This is a genomic window from Bartonella sp. SD1336NMGDW (assembly GCF_042193565.1).
Taxonomy (GTDB): Bacteria; Pseudomonadota; Alphaproteobacteria; order Rhizobiales; family Rhizobiaceae; genus Bartonella; species Bartonella grahamii.
Genome location: NZ_JBHILW010000006.1, coordinates 51,218 through 69,553 on the forward strand (window position 1 = coordinate 51,218; position 18,336 = coordinate 69,553).

Annotated in this window: 11 protein-coding genes, 1 tRNA gene and 1 pseudogene; 5 read left to right on the forward strand and 8 right to left on the reverse strand. The window is 36.6% G+C overall.

Annotated elements, in window-relative coordinates; translation table 11 throughout:
* The first annotated feature begins 282 nt into the window (after positions 1-282).
* Complete coding sequence (locus ACFIKH_RS04885) at positions 283-1,389, forward strand: branched-chain amino acid aminotransferase (protein ID WP_375625977.1); 1,107 nt, start codon at positions 283-285, stop codon at positions 1,387-1,389.
* Between the two features lie 104 nt (positions 1,390-1,493).
* On the opposite strand, the gene glpX is transcribed toward ACFIKH_RS04885, so the two are convergent.
* Positions 1,494-2,480: a class II fructose-bisphosphatase gene (glpX, locus tag ACFIKH_RS04890; RefSeq protein ID WP_375625978.1), complete on the reverse strand. Its 987-nt coding sequence runs from the start codon at positions 2,478-2,480 to the stop codon at positions 1,494-1,496.
* Between the two features lie 143 nt (positions 2,481-2,623).
* Positions 2,624-3,940: a homoserine dehydrogenase gene (locus tag ACFIKH_RS04895; RefSeq protein ID WP_375625979.1), complete on the reverse strand. Its 1,317-nt coding sequence runs from the start codon at positions 3,938-3,940 to the stop codon at positions 2,624-2,626.
* Between the two features lie 1,238 nt (positions 3,941-5,178).
* On the opposite strand from ACFIKH_RS04895, the gene ACFIKH_RS04900 reads away from it, so the two are divergent.
* The 3 genes from ACFIKH_RS04900 (at position 5,179) to ACFIKH_RS04910 (ending at position 8,804) form a co-directional block, all read left to right on the forward strand.
* Positions 5,179-5,253, forward strand: a tRNA-Glu gene (locus ACFIKH_RS04900).
* Positions 5,254-6,042: 789 nt separating this feature from the next.
* On the forward strand, positions 6,043-7,257 hold the full coding sequence (locus tag ACFIKH_RS04905; RefSeq protein ID WP_375626936.1) for an NADP-dependent isocitrate dehydrogenase: 1,215 nt from the start codon (positions 6,043-6,045) through the stop codon (positions 7,255-7,257).
* Positions 7,258-7,376: 119 nt separating this feature from the next.
* A complete protein-coding gene (locus ACFIKH_RS04910) occupies positions 7,377-8,804 on the forward strand; it encodes an MFS transporter (protein WP_375626938.1) in 1,428 nt (475 codons plus the stop codon).
* Positions 8,805-8,846: 42 nt separating this feature from the next.
* Here ACFIKH_RS04910 and ACFIKH_RS04915 read toward each other — a convergent pair whose 3' ends face one another.
* On the reverse strand, positions 8,847-10,046 hold the full coding sequence (locus tag ACFIKH_RS04915; protein ID WP_375626941.1) for an MFS transporter: 1,200 nt from the start codon (positions 10,044-10,046) through the stop codon (positions 8,847-8,849).
* A gap of 1,274 nt (positions 10,047-11,320) precedes the next feature.
* Positions 11,321-12,439, reverse strand: coding sequence for a tRNA guanosine(34) transglycosylase Tgt (gene tgt / locus ACFIKH_RS04920; RefSeq protein ID WP_375625986.1), 1,119 nt, complete (start codon positions 12,437-12,439; stop codon positions 11,321-11,323).
* Positions 12,440-13,408: 969 nt separating this feature from the next.
* Between tgt and ACFIKH_RS04925 the strand changes: the two genes are divergently transcribed.
* Positions 13,409-13,546 (forward strand): hypothetical protein, encoded by a 138-nt coding sequence (locus ACFIKH_RS04925; protein ID WP_375625988.1) that lies wholly within the window; start codon positions 13,409-13,411, stop codon positions 13,544-13,546.
* Positions 13,547-13,851: 305 nt separating this feature from the next.
* On the opposite strand, the gene ACFIKH_RS04930 is transcribed toward ACFIKH_RS04925, so the two are convergent.
* From ACFIKH_RS04930 to gyrA, 4 genes and pseudogenes are all read right to left on the reverse strand, one after another.
* Positions 13,852-14,364 carry a peptidylprolyl isomerase gene (locus tag ACFIKH_RS04930; RefSeq protein WP_375648337.1) on the reverse strand — a complete coding sequence of 171 codons (513 nt, stop codon included), beginning with the start codon at positions 14,362-14,364 and terminating at the stop codon, positions 13,852-13,854.
* An 18-nt stretch (positions 14,365-14,382) separates the two neighbouring features.
* The gene (locus tag ACFIKH_RS04935; RefSeq protein WP_375671101.1) at positions 14,383-14,976 is read right to left on the reverse strand and encodes a peptidylprolyl isomerase; all 594 of its coding nucleotides are present in this window, start codon (positions 14,974-14,976) and stop codon (positions 14,383-14,385) included.
* Positions 14,966-15,485: pseudogene (coaD, locus tag ACFIKH_RS04940) on the reverse strand (pantetheine-phosphate adenylyltransferase). Before coaD ends, ACFIKH_RS04935 begins: the two are co-directional and overlap by 11 nt.
* Positions 15,486-15,509: 24 nt before the next feature.
* Positions 15,510-18,293, reverse strand: a complete 2,784-nt coding sequence (gyrA, locus tag ACFIKH_RS04945; protein ID WP_375625991.1) for a DNA gyrase subunit A — start codon at positions 18,291-18,293, stop codon at positions 15,510-15,512.
* Positions 18,294-18,336: the final 43 nt, after the last annotated feature.

Sequence of the window (18,336 nt, forward strand, 5' to 3'; positions counted from 1 at the left end):
TTACCTTTTAATTTCTAGACAATATGCATATATGAAATTATTCAGATACTTATTTTGAGAAAACGATAATTATAGAAAAAAGTTCCAGCTTACTTCATAAAGTTGAGAAAAAGAGGCGAGAGTAGAATTAAAATATCTATCATAGCCTTTGAATTCTATAATAAACCTCTTTGTGTTCTATAATAAAACATTGACACAAAGGTTTTGTTAATAATAGAGTTGTGATCAAAATATCTCATTATTTTTATTAATAAAAATGAAACATACTCAAAAGGTTTTTTTATGAAATCTCCTATATCGTCGCTTCCCTTTAAAATAGAAAAACACCCATCTCCTCTGTCAGAAGAAAAGTGTGAAGAAATTTTAAAAAGTCCCGGTTTTGGTCAATTTTTTACAGACCACATGTGTACTATTCAATGGACTGAAGACAAAGGCTGGCATAATGCCATCATTTCTCAATACAAAGCTTTAGAAATTAACCCTGCAAGTACCGTTTTACATTACGGACAGGAAATTTTTGAGGGTTTAAAAGCATATCGAGCAAAAGATGGGCGCATCTTGCTCTTCCGTCCTGATGCCAATGCACAACGCTTTATAGAATCAGCGAGGCGTTTAGCTATGCCAGAATTGCCAAAAGATATTTTTCTGGATGCCGTTCATCAATTAGTAAAAATTGATCAAAAATGGGTTTCTGATCATCCCAACGCTAGCCTCTATATCCGTCCATTTATGTTTGGCAATGAAAACTTTTTGGGAGTCCGCCCTTCTCAAGAATATCTTTTTTGTATCATAGCCTCTCCAGTTGAATCCTATTTCAAAGGAGAAGAAAAATCTGTTAGTGTATGGATTGAAACAGATTATAGCCGCGCTGGTCCAGGGGGCACAGGCGCTGCGAAATGTGGTGGAAACTATGCAGCAAGCTTACTTGCACAAAAAACTGCAACCGAAAACAATTGTAGCCAAGTACTCTTCCTTGATATGATTGAACATAAATGGATTGAAGAACTTGGTGGTATGAATGTCTGCTTTATTATGGACAATAATACACTTGTAACCCCCACACTTAATGGAACTATCCTTCCAGGGATAACTCGTGATTCAATCTTAAGATTAGCTCAACAAATGGGTTTAAAAATAGAAGAGCGTCCTTATTCTTTTGCAGCGCTTCAAGAAGATGCAAAGAGTGGACACCTTAAAGAAGTCTTTGCTTGTGGTACAGCTGCCGTTGTCACATCAATTGGTCGTTTTAAATATAAAGGGGGAGAATTTATTATTGGAAATGAAACAGTTGGAGAAGTTACAAAGCAGCTTCGTACACAATTGGTTGGCCTTCAAAAAGGGAACATAGAAGATAAAAATGGCTGGGTTCATTCTGTCCAGCTCTCATAATAATAAGATATTCTCATATCTATAAACGCTTCCATGAAAGCAGATTCATGGAAGCGTATTTCCTAAAAAACTCCCTCTATTTTTAATGACGAAAAAAGAAAACATTAATCAAATTTTGAATGATCTCTATGCTGCGCTTTAATATTACGGACTGTACCCGTATGGGAGCGCATTACGAGAGTTTCCGTTTGAATGTAACGAGATGTAAATTTAACACCAGAAAGCATATTGCCATCTGTCACCCCTGTTGCTGCAAACAAAACATCACCCTTTGCCATTTCTTCCATTGTATAAGCTTTATTGGGATCACTAATCCCCATTTTAGCTGCACGAGCAATTTTCTCTTCTGTATCTAGCAGCAAACGACCTTGCATCTGTCCTCCAATACAGCGCAAAGCAGCAGAAGCTAAAACACCTTCAGGTGCTCCCCCAATCCCCATATAGATATCAATACCTGTTTCTTCTGGATCAGTTGTATCAATAACAGCAGCAACATCTCCATCCCCAATCAAGCGAATCGATGCCCCTGTCGCTCGTACTTCATTAATTAACTTTTCATGACGAGGCCTATCCATAATACAAACAACAATCTGATTAACAGCCACTCCTTTAGCCTTCGCAAGAGCATAGATATTATCGGTAGGACAAGCATCTATGTCTACTACTCCCTTTGGATAACCAGGACCAATAGCAATTTTTTTCATATAAACATCAGGAGCATAAAGGAGATTACCTTTTTCAGCAATTGCAACTACTGCCAAAGAATTGGCAATATTTTTAGCACAAAGTGTTGTTCCCTCTAGTGGATCAAGTGCAATATCGATCGCCAATCCACTTTGAAGACCTACTTTTTCTCCAATATAAAGCATAGGCGCTTCATCCCGCTCACCTTCACCAATCACCACTGTACCATCAATAGGCAATCGATTAAGTTCCTGCCGCATTGCATCTACAGCAGCCTGATCCGCAGCTTTTTCATCGCCACGCCCGCGCCAGCGTGCAGCAGCAACAGCAGCACGTTCAGTAACACGTACCAATTCAAGCGTCAAAATACGATCAAGTCCATTTAAAATCTTCTGAGTTGTGGGCATATGAAAAAATCCTACCGAATGAATACCAGAAAAAATATGAGTCCTTATTAAATACTAAGAATAAAGTTTTTGGCAAAGATGAAAATTTTCCACAAGAGACAAAAGGACTCAAGCTTGCCTTTTTGTCATTATCAAGAAAGTTATCAATTCTCTGCCATAGGCTCAATACGAATAAATTGAGATTTTGCAACAAGATGTCCATCTTTTTCAATTTCTGCAAGTGCCTGTCGTACATTCACCTCTGTTGTTTCATGCGTAATTAAAATAATTGTTTTTTCAATTTGATCTTCTACAAAAGATCTTTGAACAATCGACTCCAATGAGATGTGATTATCAGCCATATGCCTTGCGACCGCAGCAAAAACACCAGTACGATCATGAACATTTAAACGAATAAAATACCCCCCTGCATGATGCGAAATACGTGCTTTTTTATGAGGAGCAAGTTCTAATGCTGGACGTCTTAAAACAGGTGCATACTGAAAACCAGAACGCGCTTTTGCTATATCAGCCAAATCACCAATAACGGCTGATGCTGTTGCCATTCCTCCGGCGCCAGGACCAGAAAACAGTAATTCACCTAATAAATCACTTTGAATAGAAAGAGCATTGGTTACGCCATTTATCTGTGCAATCATTGAAGATGTTGGTACCATTGTTGGATGAACGCGTTGCTCTATTCCAGAATCCGTTTTTAATGCAACCCCTAAAAGCTTAATCCGATACCCTAATTCATCAGCTGCCCGAATATCAATTTGCGAAATATTATGAATTCCTTCAACATAAACATCATCTAACGAAACAGCCGTTCCAAATGCCAAGCTTGTCAACAAAGCTAATTTATGAGCAGTATCATTTCCCTCAATATCAAAACTTGGATCTGCTTCAGCATACCCAAGTCTCTGTGCATCTGCTAAACAATCTTTAAATGAAAGGCCTTCCGTAAACATGCGTGTTAATATATAATTACAGGTTCCATTGAGAATACCATAAATTCGGGATATGTGATTACTGACAAGTGATTCTCTCATCGCTTTGATGACAGGAATTCCACCTGCAACAGCTGCTTCAAAATGAAGAAAAACACCTTTTTTTTCTGCAATTATAGCCAGCTCTACTCCATGTCGAGCAAGAAGAGCTTTATTGGCTGTTACAACATGATGTCCTGCCTCAAGCGCTCTCTTAACAGCGGTGTACACCACATCTAATTCACCACCAATTAACTCTACAAAAACATCAATCTCATCAGAAGCAGCCAACTCCACAGGTGAATCAAACCATTTTATATCACTGAGATCAATTCCACGATTACGGCTTTTATCGCGCGCACTAACAGCAACGACTTTGATGAATCGCCCACATTGACAAGCTAAACTATTCGCTTTTTCACATAGAGCTCGAACAACTGAAGTACCAACCGTACCAAGTCCCGCAACACCAACTTTTAAAGCTTCTGCCATTATTAACCACTGATCCCTATCTTCACTGAAAAATCGTTTAAATGATGTGCCAATCAACACAAAGAGTACTTACATCCATAAGAACAAAAGAAATACCCCGCTCTATTCACTCCATGTTCTCCAATAGAATTATCCCCGCTTGTTCAATCAACATTCCTAAAAATATAATATTTATTGTCTTCAAAGATTTCAGAATCTTTATAAAATATCTAATTCAGAATGAAAATCTGTAAAACTAGTAAATGCAAGTTGCCATAAAAAAAAGTTCTAAAAAATAATCAATAACAAATTAAAGAATATTGAATACTTGGTAAGAAAGAATAAAAACATCTCTTCTAAATCAACAAGTACTGGACAAAAAACATTCTTTCATATGATAAATTAAGAGAATGGATAAAACAAAGTAGAGCAGTAGATAATAACACATTCCTTCCTACCATTCCATAGCTTGAACTATAAATCTTTAATGCACCCATATATCAAAATAGAACCTTACATTAAAGTAAAAAACAAAACTTAATATGTGCACACCATAATTCTGCCATATTATAAATATGGAGAATAAATTTGCAAAACTCGAATATTTTACCTAAACTTATCGCCACCCCTTTGAAAAACTAGCGAATTGAAATGACAAAAACCTCAATCTGCCCTTCACCCAAGCTAATTCATTTTCAAATAAATAACCTTCCAAATATGTGAGGGAACAAATGAAGGGGTTTTAATTTTAAATTTCTCACAAACATGTAAAAGTAAAGATAAGAAAAATATTTTTAATATATTCTGTAAAATTGATTTAATATTCTCATTTTCATCATACATAATATATTTATATTTTTAAAATAAAAGTAATATATAGCTTAATCCTCAAAAAACTTTTGTATGATTATTATTATTTGTTAATTTGGTAATAAATATTTGCTTTATACTTCATAAATTTATACAGTTTTTTGCTTTATGATAAGCTCAAATAAGAAATCTTCTGTATAAAGGCTCTTTCAAGCAAGTTAAATAATATTCTCATGTGCAAGAAAAGATAACAAACGATAAAATATGCAAAAAATAAACACATTTAAAATAATGTTTTGATCATTTTTGCCTACTACTCAAACTGAAAAGAAACAATCCAAACAGGAATTGCTCAAAAATTATTCAATAAAACACACTTTTTTCAAAAAAAATGACATAGAGGGCTTGCGAAGTAAAAAGATCCTCTCTATAAGCCTCATCAATGGTTTGCGCCCATCGTCTAGCGGTTAGGACATCGCCCTTTCACGGCGGAAACAGGGGTTCGATTCCCCTTGGGCGTACCATAATCCTTTTTTCTATGTTTAATACATTCATTTTATTTGTATTTTTAAAAACGAGGAATGTATAAATAAAAACGAGGAATAAGATTTTTAAAGGGATCTCTTCGTAAAAAAGATACGAGAATCATTAGATGATTAATTTCTTTGTTGCATTTCGATAGTAGTGCTTTACTGCGCACAGTTGATAACAATAAAAATCGATAAAATATAAAAACTAGAGGGTTCTAGCTCATGATACGGTAAGTTTATAAACCATATTCTTGCGTATGCCGTTAATTTTTAAATTAAAACCAGCCACATCATTTATACGTTTCTTCCAACCTTCAAAACTGAAATTTACCCCAAAACGCATTTTGTATGAAGCATTTCTAATTACAGTGCCTTTGTATCACATTAAATTTTTCTATAAACAAACAGACCGTAATCTTAGAATTGAAATACGATATAAAAATAGATTCTTATTCACCTAACACAACAAATCAAGAAACTATAATTTAGAATACGATCAACTTATTAAATAGAATCTCTGATAAATAAAAATGCATAATCCCTCTTCCCCAGTGATCTAACTACCTTATCTAGTAAACAGATTCTTCATCGATCATAGAATAATTATAGATTTGTAAACACATCACTTCTTTTCAAAAATTAAACCCTCCAAAAAAACTTTACACTCTATTGATAATATATTCTAAAAGCTCATATTTGAATGCTTTTTTCCCTTGTTTTTACTTTTCATTATAAACTTGAAAGTGCTATAAAGTAGTATCGCTTAAAAAAAAAGGACTTCTAATGGTAAAGATCAAAGTAGAAAACCCCGTTGTTGAACTTGATGGGGATGAGATGACCCGTATCATCTGGAAATATATCAAAGATAAATTAATCCATCCCTATCTCGACATTGATCTCAAATATTATGATCTTTCCGTCGAAAATCGTGATGCAACCAATGATCAGGTAACAATCGATTCTGCCAATGCTATCAAAAAATATGGGGTTGGTATAAAATGTGCAACCATCACACCTGATGAGGCACGCGTTAAAGAATTTAACCTAAAAAAAATGTGGAAATCACCTAATGGCACAATCCGCAATATTTTAGGAGGAGTCATTTTTCGCGAACCCATTATCTGTAAAAACGTCCCTCGCATTGTTCCTAACTGGACAAAGCCAATTATCATCGGACGTCACGCTTTTGCTGATCAATACAAGGCAACAGATTTTAAATTTCCAGGAAAAGGGAAATTAAGTATTAAATTTGTAGGTGATGACAATCAAGTTATTGAACATGATGTTTTTGATGCCCCAAGCGCAGGGGTTGCTATGGCTATGTATAACCTTGATGAGTCAATTCGTGATTTTGCCCGCGCATCCTTTAATTATGGACTACAAAGGAATGTTCCAGTTTATCTTTCAACAAAAAATACCATTCTAAAAACTTACGATGGTCGTTTTAAAGATATCTTTCAAGAAATATTTGATACGGAATTTAAAACTGAATTTGAAAACCGTAAATTATATTACGAACACCGTCTTATTGATGATATGGTTGCTTCTGCATTAAAGTGGTCAGGGGGCTATGTATGGGCATGTAAAAACTATGATGGTGATGTTCAATCTGATATTGTTGCCCAAGGCTTTGGTTCTCTTGGTCTCATGACTTCTGTTCTTATGACACCAGATGGTAAAATTGTTGAAGCAGAGGCAGCACACGGCACCGTAACACGCCATTACCGTCAGCATCAAAGAGGTGAAGAAACATCAACAAATTCTATTGCATCTATTTTCGCATGGACGCGTGGGCTGGCACACCGTGCTAAACTAGATAACAATGAGAAATTAAAAAACTTTTCCACGACATTGGAAGAAGTTTGTATTAAAACCGTCGAAGAGGGTTTTATGACTAAAGATCTCGCACTTTTGATTGGTCCTAAACAAAAATGGCTTTCTACGACAGGTTTCCTCGAGAAAATTGATGAGAATCTCAAAAAAGCAATGGGCAATTAAGTTATTACTTAAATTAAAATTCAAAGCTCTAAACAGAGCTTTGAATTTCTCTTGGCAAATTCAAAGAAGTACCTTATAAGTAAAAAGAGGATAAACTTTTATTAAATAGCAAAAAAACAGTGAAAAAACAAAGTTGGTCTGCGCTTTTATTAGGTAAAAACGGTCTTTGCTTTTTAACGTTTACAGGTGGTGTTGTATTACACGCAACCAACGTTTATATTGTTATTACTATTTTACCCTCCCTTATGAATCATATTGGCAATGAGATATATTATTCTTGGGTGGCAACTGTCTTTATTACAGCTTCACTCCTTGGTACTTCACTTGCAACAAAAATATTAGGAAAATTAGGTCCTCGCAACGCTTATGTTATCTCTGGACTTATATTTACCTTAGGCACTTTCCTGTGCAGCATTTCTTCATCTATGTCATTATTTTTAATAGGACGCTTTATTCAAGGATTGGGAAGTGGTTCTTTGTTATCTCTATCCTATTCCATGGTACGTATTATTTTCAGCCCCTCTTTATGGTCACATGCATTAAGTGTTATCTCTGGAATGTGGGGAATATCAACCTTATTAGGTCCAGCGATAGGAGGAATTTCTGTATATTATGGCCTATGGAGAGCATCCTTTTGGATCATTGGCGCATTAGCTATATTCTTCTTACTCATAGCCTGTAAAATTTTACCTAAAAAGAATGAAAACTATGTTCCAACATCCCCCCTCCCTCTTCTTCAGCTTTTCATACTCACCTTATTGATTTTTATCATTTCTGTTGGAGGAGCTATGGACACAACAATGGCAAAAATTTGCGGATTAGTTATCGGACTTAGTCTTCTCTTTGTTCTAGCAAAAATCGAATCATATAGCTTTCATCCTATGTTGCCGCGCAAATCCTTTTCTTTCTCTTCTGAAATTTTTCCCGTTTACGCATTAATACTCGTGATGACAACAGTCGTGTACAGTATAGAACTTTATTTACCACTTTTTCTTCAAGAACTTCATGGACAAGCTCCCCTTATAGCCGGTTATATAGCAGCACTTATGAGCCTAGGGTGGACGTGTGGAGCCCTCTCAAGTGCTGCTGTCTCCACAAAAAAAATTCGCAACATCATTATATACTCGCCCCTATTTAAACTGTTAGGTATAGCGATTCTTTTATGGCTCATCCCAACAGAAGTTTCCACACTTGAATATATTTTTACTATTTGCTTAGCACTATTTTCTATTGGAATCAGTGCGGGCATAGCATGGCCACATTTGCTCACACGGATCTTACAATGTACAAATGATGAAGATGCTCTACGTGCCAGTGAATCCCTTACCTCCGTACAACTATTTTCAGCTGCATTGAGTGCAACTCTAGCCGGAGTTATCACCAATCTTTCCGGTCTCTTTAATCCTGGAGGAACAATAGGAATGATCTTAGCAGCAAAAACTCTTCTTATAGTGCTCATTGGTTTTTTATTTTGTTTTGCTATTCCATTAGCGCTGCGCATTTCTTACTGCATATTAAAAAGTCCAACAGGACATTCCAATAATTAAATAAACATAAAAATACCTTCTTCATTAAAAAAATCAAAAGTATTAAGCATGCTTTTCCATATACCATGAGACGCAAAAAATCACTAGTCCACACAAAGTTAGAACACTTCCTAAAATAGCTGTATATTCATAACTATAGCCCAATTTTAAAACTAATGCTCCAGATTCTGCACCAAGAGCATTAGCAATATTAAAAGCAGACTGCATTAATGCTCCTGCCAAAATCTGTCCCTGTAGTGCAACATCCATAATTTTTGTTTGTATAGAAGGCATAGAAGCAAAAGAAGTCCCAGCAAAAAAGCATCCTATTGCCGCTGTTAACGGAGCATAGGACAAAAAGAAAAAAAGAAAAAAAACAAATACGCTCCAAAGCATAGAAAAAAATATCATCGGCGAAATACCAATTTTAACAGCTAATTTAGGCCCCAAGAGATTTCCTACCACCATTCCCAATCCAACTAACGGCATGATAAATGGTACCCACTCAAGTGAAACACCAGAAATATGCATTAATGTTGACTTGATATAAGTGAAAACAGAAAATAATCCTGACGCTCCCACCGAAACCATTAACAAAAGAAGCCATACCTGCTTTTGCTTTAATGCACCCATTTCGTGCAAAGGATTCGTTTTTGGAAAACTTAAATCACAAGGCAAAAAATTCCAAATAAGCAAACAACATAATAAAGCAATCATACCCACAAGGACAAAAGCAATCTGCCAACCAATAAGTTGACCAATCCAAGTAGCACTGGGTGCTCCCAAAACGGTTGCAATTGTTAAGCCAAGCATAACATATCCAACAGCTTTAGAACGTTCTTTCATTTCTACCATTGAAGAGGCAACCATAGCCGCAAGTCCAAAATAGATTCCATGGGGAAGTCCACTGAGAAAGCGTAATACTACTAATATGCTAAAATCAGAAACAAAGGCACTAGCGATATTTGCTAAAGCATAAAAAAGCATCAATCCTATCAAAACAGTTTTGCGTGATACATGAGCTGTTGCCACAGCTAAAAGAGGTGATCCAATTACAACTCCTAATGCATAAGCAGAAATATATTGACCAGCGGTAGGAATATCAACATATGAACTTCGTGCCATCTCTGGCAGTAGCCCCATTGCAACAAACTCTGCAGTACCAATAGCAAAACTCCCCACGGCAAGGGCTAAAATTATTAAACGCCGTATTCTCGAATCAATTTCCAATGCAAGAACCTTTTGTTTATAAGAATCCCTCATATCATCACTTCTGGATAGGAGTTTTAACTGTAGATATCTGTAATACACACAAACAAAAATTCAAAACATTGTTATACGCATACCCAATAGTCCCCAATGAAGTTTTAGAAATATTTTGATATATAAAGCATTTTATGAAGTTTCAGGTAAGATTCTTTAATGAAAAACCTTTGAAACCCTCAAGGTTATAGACGTATTCACCTATTTTTCTCAGATCTGCCAGATAATAAACTTTGTCTCCTATTTTATCAGTTCCGATTTTACAGTGAAACCTTTATTTTGCGACGATATACTATACCCTATAAATAATTCTAAAATTTGTCGAATAATGCACTTCAAACAAGTGAACCACATCTCATCATTATCTTGATACAAAGATAAAACTTCTCCCAAAATTATTGTTGCATTATTTTTGTTATCTAAATGCAGATCCTCCAAATTGATAAGCTATAATTTCAACTTTACGCCATTCTTATAAATTATTATAGAATCTTTTAAAAACTCTCATGAGAATAGTGCTTGGTTTCTAGATTTATTAAATATCCTCTTTTAGGCATCTTTACCCCTCCCTCCTCTAACAGAGGAATCGCATCAGATATCTAACTCATTATCTTTAAATTAAAATATTCAATTAAATATACTATGCTTATTTTCAGATAAATTCTATAAACAGAGCAGAAAACAAATATAATAATTTTTATCTCAATATATTTATCGATATTTTATAAATGTGCTAATTATCGTGATTAATATTTAAATTTTTTATGACTTAAAATATATAATTATCTTATAAATAATACTTATTATTAAGATATAAAAATAATAAAAACTTAAAATATATAATTATAATATTTAAAATGTTGTAATCTTATTTTAGTTTTCTTTTAATTTTCTAAAGATTTATCTATTCGGTTGTATATAACCCATTCTTTACCTTTAGTAATAAAAAACACAAATTAGCTCATAAAAATACAATTTTCATACTTCTTTAAGAGTTCGCTAACGCCTCATTAACATTGTTGCTTTAAACAGTCATCAGAAACAGAAATAAACTGTTTTTCTCCGGATCAGGTAGCGCGTACCGGAGTAACAGTTTCTGTTTTATATAGTAATTAGAAAAAGAATATATGCCCTATAAAACCGCACTTCTATATCTTAGGATAGTGGAATTTATAATTTTTGAAGGTGTTTTCTAATTTCATATTTTTAGCTAAATTTGTAAGTGCAAGAATAAATTCAATAAAAAAATGAAGCGTTATATTACGATTAATATTTTAGCGTCCTTGTGCCCATAGAGCGCGCGTTTCAGCGCAAAAATCAGCATAACAGCCTTCTTCAATGGCATCACGAATTCCCTGCATCAGTTGTTGATAATAAAAAAGATTATTCCAACTCAACAACATACCCCCAAGAGATTCACCAGATTTGATCAAATGATGCAAATAAGCACAACTATAATCATGTGCTGCTGGACAAAGTGACTGCGGATCAAGAGGATGTGGATCTTCTGCATAACGCGCATTACGCAAATTAATTCTACCAAAGCGGGTAAAAGCTAAACCATGACGTCCTGCACGCGTCGGCATAACACAATCAAACATATCAACACCACGAGCAACACTTTGTAAAATATCATCAGGTGTCCCTACTCCCATAAGATAGCGTGGTTTATCCTCTGGTAAAATCGGACAAGTAGTATCCAATACTGCTGTCATAACACTCTGCGGCTCACCAACAGCAAGCCCTCCAATAGCGTAACCTTTTAAATCCATTTCTTTTAATGCTTGAGCAGAACGTTCACGCAGTTTCATATTATCACCACCTTGAACAATCCCAAACAATGCTTTATCTGGCTGATCTCCAAAAGCTGTTTTACAACGCTGCGCCCACCGCAATGAAAGTTCCATAGCTTCTTCCATTTCTTTTTCAGTTGCAGGTAATGCAATACATTGATCCAACTGCATCTGGATATCCGCACCAAGAAGTTCTTGAATTTCGATAGAACGCTCTGGACTCATTTCATAGTAAGCTCCATTAATGTAAGAGCGAAAAATCACACCTTGTTCAGTAATTTTACGGATTCCCGCCAATGACATAACCTGAAAGCCACCAGAATCGGTTAAAATAGGTCCGCTCCAGCGTGAAAATTCATGTAATCCTCCCAAACGCGCAACACGTTCAGCTCCTGGACGTAACATTAAATGATAAGTATTCCCCAAAATGATATCTGCACCAAGATCACGTATTTGATCCATATACATAGCCTTAACGGTTCCTGCCGTCCCAACAGGCATAAATGCGGGTGTACGAACACATCCTCGCCCCGTTATAATTTCGCCTCGACGTGCATACCCATCTTGAGCAATTTTTCTATAATGAAATGTCTTTATCATAACTCTCGTCTTTTTGATTCCATCAATGCATATCTCTATAGAAAGAAAAAAGATATCCCCTTACGAGCATTGTCATAAGCTTTATGAATTAATTTTTGATTCGCTCAATATTGTAACCAGCATAAAAAATTAAACGAGATAAAAGAACATTTCTTGTTAAGAAATCACCATAATAAAAGTGATAATCTAGCTCCAAAAAAATAGCAAAATCCTTATAATATCATACCTCAAAATACCTACGATTAATGCACTAAAGCCTTAATAGAACTGAAAAATTATTATCACAATAATCTCATCTTCACATACTTCCATAAGCAATAACTTTGTACGCATAGAAGAAAATTCTGAACGCATTGTACAGCTTACAATATTCTTTACTTTTACAGATAAAAATTTTTCATCTGCTGAGCACGGCGATCCCCACGCTTAATAAAAGCGCAAATGAGCATAATCATTTATCCCCTTACAATATTGAGATAGCTCTTGGCACTTGAGATAATTCACAAAAGAAATTAACGTGTAAAAACACTTAAAAAAACTAAAAATGCTTTTTGTAAAGATTCTCAAATACCAAAAGCTCTATCGTAACATTAGAGGCTGAAAAAGCGTATGATGGTACCCGTTTGCTCCTTCACAAGCTTTAAAACTATACATGCCATGAATGTCATCGTGGAAGTGAATGTTGATATATACTGAGAAATGCTTCTTAAAAAAACACGTAAATGTGCAACATTAAGTATATTCCGTTTGGAGCGTTCCTCTATTAAAAAACGAGAAAAATAAAAACGTAAGGCTATGCATAACCTTCATTATTTAAATGATATCGCTTTAGATACTTTTTAAAAAAGTAAAGCTGAATTAAAAAGAATATGGCAAGACTAGCCATTTGTTTCACCTCTGCGCCTTCACATTCTTCTAAGATTAAACTGTCTTCTTGTTTTAAAGATGACACCAATGAGATATACATAAATGCTGGTTTTCCACCTTGCTAGGAAAACTGGAGCAGCTAGTAAGGCTCTTATCCGTATTAATATGTGTGCTGCTGCATTAGGATTGGATGTTGATTTACAAGCAGCAACAAAAGCACACGCTCTCTCAGAAAAGTAACATCATAAAACCATTAATAGACCAACAATGAATTGAAGAGAAATGCCGAATTTTTTATAAAATACTTTTCCAAACAACAACCATAACACAACAGACTTTGCGTTTTCCTATTCTGACAAGTGTTTGTACAAATCCTTTGCGTTATATTCTTCAAGAAGATCCGATTGAAGGAAATATATGGACAATTCTTAGCTCGAAATTATAAAAGGTAAGTGTGATACTACAAAAGAGTTTTGTGTGCCTTTATTGATCAGAAAAGAGTATTTTTTCTTAGAAACTGACAATTGAAATCAGCATAATTTATACTATTTTGCATCCGCAGCAATAACGGCTTTGGTAATTGAATCTGGATCTGCAACAGGTTCACCACGTTTAATTTTATCAACATTTTCCATACCTTCAACAACCTGTCCCCATATGGAATATTGACGATCAAGCCACGGAGCATCTGCAAAACAAATAAAAAACTGAGAATTAGCAGAATTTGGATTCTGACTACGTGCCATAGAAACTGTACCACGCTTATGAGAAAGATTTGAAAACTCTGCTGTTAAATTTGGTTTTTCTGCCCCCCCCATACCCGCACGGGATAAATTGAATTTTTCACTATCCTTCTTTCCAAATTGGACATCGCCAGTTTGCGCCATAAAACCATCAATAACGCGATGGAAAATAACATTATCATAAGCACCTTCACGTACCAATTCTTTAATACGTGCAACATGTTTTGGCGCTAAATCAGCCAAAAGCTCAATAACAACTCTGCCCTTTGTTGTTTCAAGAATTAAAGTATTCTCTGGATTTTTATTCTCAACCATATGGAAAGCTCCTTTGATTCATCTCTCAACTTGTAAAGTAGCAGCATTAATAACATCAGGATTTTTTACAGATCCATTATTACTTGTCGTACCTTTTTTTATTTTATCAACAATATCCATCCCCTTTATAACCTCTCCAACAACCGTATACTGACCATTTAAAAAAGCAGCATCATCAAAACAAATGAAGAATTGAGAATTCGCGGAATCCGGATCTTGTGACCGTGCCATCCCAACAGTACCACGCTTAAACGGCTGCTTTGAAAACTCTGCCGGTATATTGGGATAATTTGAGCCACCCATACCAACGCGTTTCAAATCAAAATCTCTACTGCCTTTTTTTCCAAACTTTACATCACCAGTTTGTGCCATGAAATTAGGAATAACACGATGAAATACAACATTATTATAAGCCCCCTCCTCTGTTAATCTTTTAATTTGCGCAACATGTTTTGGCGCCAAATCAGGACGCAGACGAATAATGACATCACCATCTTTGAGAGATAAAACAAGAAGGCTTGCATCACTTGCTGGGCTAGAATTACCGGCGACAGCGGACAATGAAAAAAAACAAAACACACATATCAAAACAGCAAAAATTCTACGAGACACAATTATTCTCCCCTAAAAGATTGGAATTTCGAGCTCAAAGCTCGTGCAATATTGGGCGGTACAAATGGTGTCACATCACCTCCCATGGAGGCAATTTGGCGTACCAATGTAGAAGTTATCGCACGCCCAGAAACGCTTGCCGGCAAAAAAACAGTTTGCAATTCAGGAGCCATAACGCCATTCATCCCTGCCATTTGCATTTCATAATCAAGATCAGTACCATCACGCAATCCACGAATGAGAAATGAAGCACCAACTTCACGCGCCTTCTCAATTAGAAGGTTGCTAAATGAAAGAACCTGCAATCGGTTAGAATCCGCGCCAAACAAATCTTTCCCTACCTGCGTAATGAAATCAACACGCTCTTCGAAGCTAAAGAGTGTTTTTTTGTCAGCCTGTATCCCTATAGCGACGACCACCTTATCAGCTAACACAAAACATCCTTTCAAAACATCAAGATGACCATTTGTAAGAGGATCAAAAGAACCTGCATAAAGAGCAATTTTCATGATTTTACTTCATCCTCTTGAAAATTATTTTTCTTCGCTCATATCAACTGTATCAGAATGCTTCTCACCTTCATCATCTAATGAACTCGTATCATCTTCAGGTTCAGAAATACGTTCAACCGATACGACCCTTTCACCTTTGGCTGTATTAAAAATTGTGACTCCCTTAGTTGAGCGCCCAGCAGTACGAATTCCCTCAACAGGAACACGAATAAGCTGTCCCCCATCTGATACCAACATAATTTGATCTTGCGCCTTCACCGGAAAAGCCGCTACTAATTTACCAATTTCAGCTGTTTTAGATGGATCTGTTGCACGAATCCCTTTTCCGCCACGTCCGGAAATCCGGAACTCATAGGATGAAGAGCGTTTACCATAACCAAACTCACTCACCGTCAAAAGCATTTGTTCACGTGCATGAAGTTCTGCATAACGTTCATCTGTTAACTCTGTTTCAGCACCCCCATCTTCCTCATCAAGAGTTACAATATCTTCAACATCAGCATCTGCACCAGAAGCACGCCGTTCATTCATTACACGTTTAATATAAGCAGAACGCTCAATAGACGTCGCCTCGACATGCTCTAAAATTGTCATCGAAATGACTTTATCGCCTTTAGCTAAATTGATACCACGAACTCCCACAGAATTACGCCCAGCAAAGACACGAACATCAACAACTGGAAAACGGATACATTGTCCATTGGCTGTTGTTAGAACAACATCATCATGTTCTGTACAGGTTTCAACAGAAAGAATTTCATCTTCTTCATCAAGTTTCATTGCAATTTTACCATTACGATTAACTTGAACGAAATCTGATAATTTATTACGACGCACAGTTCCACGTGTTGTCGCAAACATAACATCCAATGCACTCCAGCTCGCTTCATCTTCAGGCAAAGGCATAATCGTTGTAATACGCTCACCTGGTTGTAAAGGAAGCATATTGATCAAAGCCCGCCCACGCGATTGGGGTGTCCCCAGCGGCAGTCGCCAAACTTTTTCCTTATAAACAATTCCACGTGATGAAAAGAAAAGAACCGGAGTATGCGTATTGGCAACAAACAATCGCGTTACAAAATCCTCATCCTTCGTGGACATACCAGAACGCCCCTTACCACCACGTCGCTGTGCACGATAGGTATTAAGAGGCACACGTTTAATATAGCCACTATGGCTCACCGTTACCACCATATCCTCTGGTGCAATCAGATCTTCACTCTCCATCTCAGCGCTACCAAAACCAAATACGGTACGTCGCGGCGTTGCAAATTCCTCACGAAGAGCGCTCAACTCATCCTTAACAATACACATAATGCGTATGCGTGATGCCAAGATATCAAGATAGTCAGCGATATCCACGCCAATTTTATTCAATTCATCAGCGATTTCATCACGCCCAAGGGCTGTCAATCGTTGCAAACGCAATTCTAAAATAGCACGCGCCTGTTCTTCAGAGAGATTATAAGTACCATCCTCATGAATAATATGACGAGGATCATCAATAAGTTTAATCAAAGGTGCGACATCCATTGCTGGCCAGCGTCGCTCCATTAACTGTGCACGTGCTGTCTGCGGATCAGGAGCTTTGCGAATAAGTGCGATAATTTCATCAATATTGGCAACAGCAAGGGCAAGACCAACCAAAACATGTGCTCGCTCACGCGCTTTACGCAAAAGATATTTTGTTCGCCGACTGACAACTTCTTCCCGAAAAGAAACAAATGCACGAAGCATATCAAGCAACGTCATCTGTTCGGGTTTTCCCCCATTCAAAGCAACCATATTACAACCAAAGGAAGTTTGTAGCGGCGTATACCGATATAATTGGTTTAAAACAACTTCCGCAACGACATCTTTCTTCAGCTCAATAACAACCCGATATCCATCACGATCAGATTCGTCACGCAAATCAGAGATTCCCTCAATGCGTTTATCGCGCACCAATTCGGCCATTTTCTCAATCATCGTTGCCTTATTAACTTGATAAGGGATCTCATTCACAATAATTGCTTGTCGACCATTGCGAATTTCTTCGATCTCAACTTTAGCACGCATAATGATTGAGCCACGTCCTGTTTCATAAGCTGCACGAACACCAGAATGTCCGAGGATAATGCCCCCTGTAGGAAAATCCGGACCAGGAATAATTTCAATTATTTTATCGAGTGTGATATCGGGATTATCAATCAAAGCGATACAACCATCAACGACTTCACCAAGATTATGGGGAGGAATATTGGTTGCCATTCCCACAGCAATCCCCCCTGACCCATTAACCAAAAGATTGGGAAAACGCGCTGGTAAGACAACCGGTTCACGCTCACGCCCATCGTAATTATCCTGAAAATCAACAGTATCTTTATCTATATCAGCTAAAAGTTCTTCTGAAACTTTTTCTAAACGACACTCAGTATAGCGCATAGCCGCGGGTGGATCACCATCAACGGAACCAAAATTTCCCTGACCATCAATCAATGGATTTCTTAAAGAAAAGTCCTGCGCCATACGCACTAAAGCATCATAAATTGAAGCATCACCATGGGGATGGAATTTCCCCATAACCTCACCAACAACACCAGCAGATTTACGATATGACTTATTGAAAGAAAGCCCCATCTCATTCATAGCATGAAGGATACGTCGATGAACAGGCTTAAGACCATCACGAACATCAGGGAGTGCACGTGAAACAATCACGCTCATCGCATAATCGAGATAGGAGCGTTGCATTTCATCAATAATACTGATTGGTTCAATACCGGTTAGCACATCACGTTCTGGAAGTGGAGTAAGATCGGTCACAATTTTAAAACTTTCAAAAAAGAATCATTTCACTTTATTTATA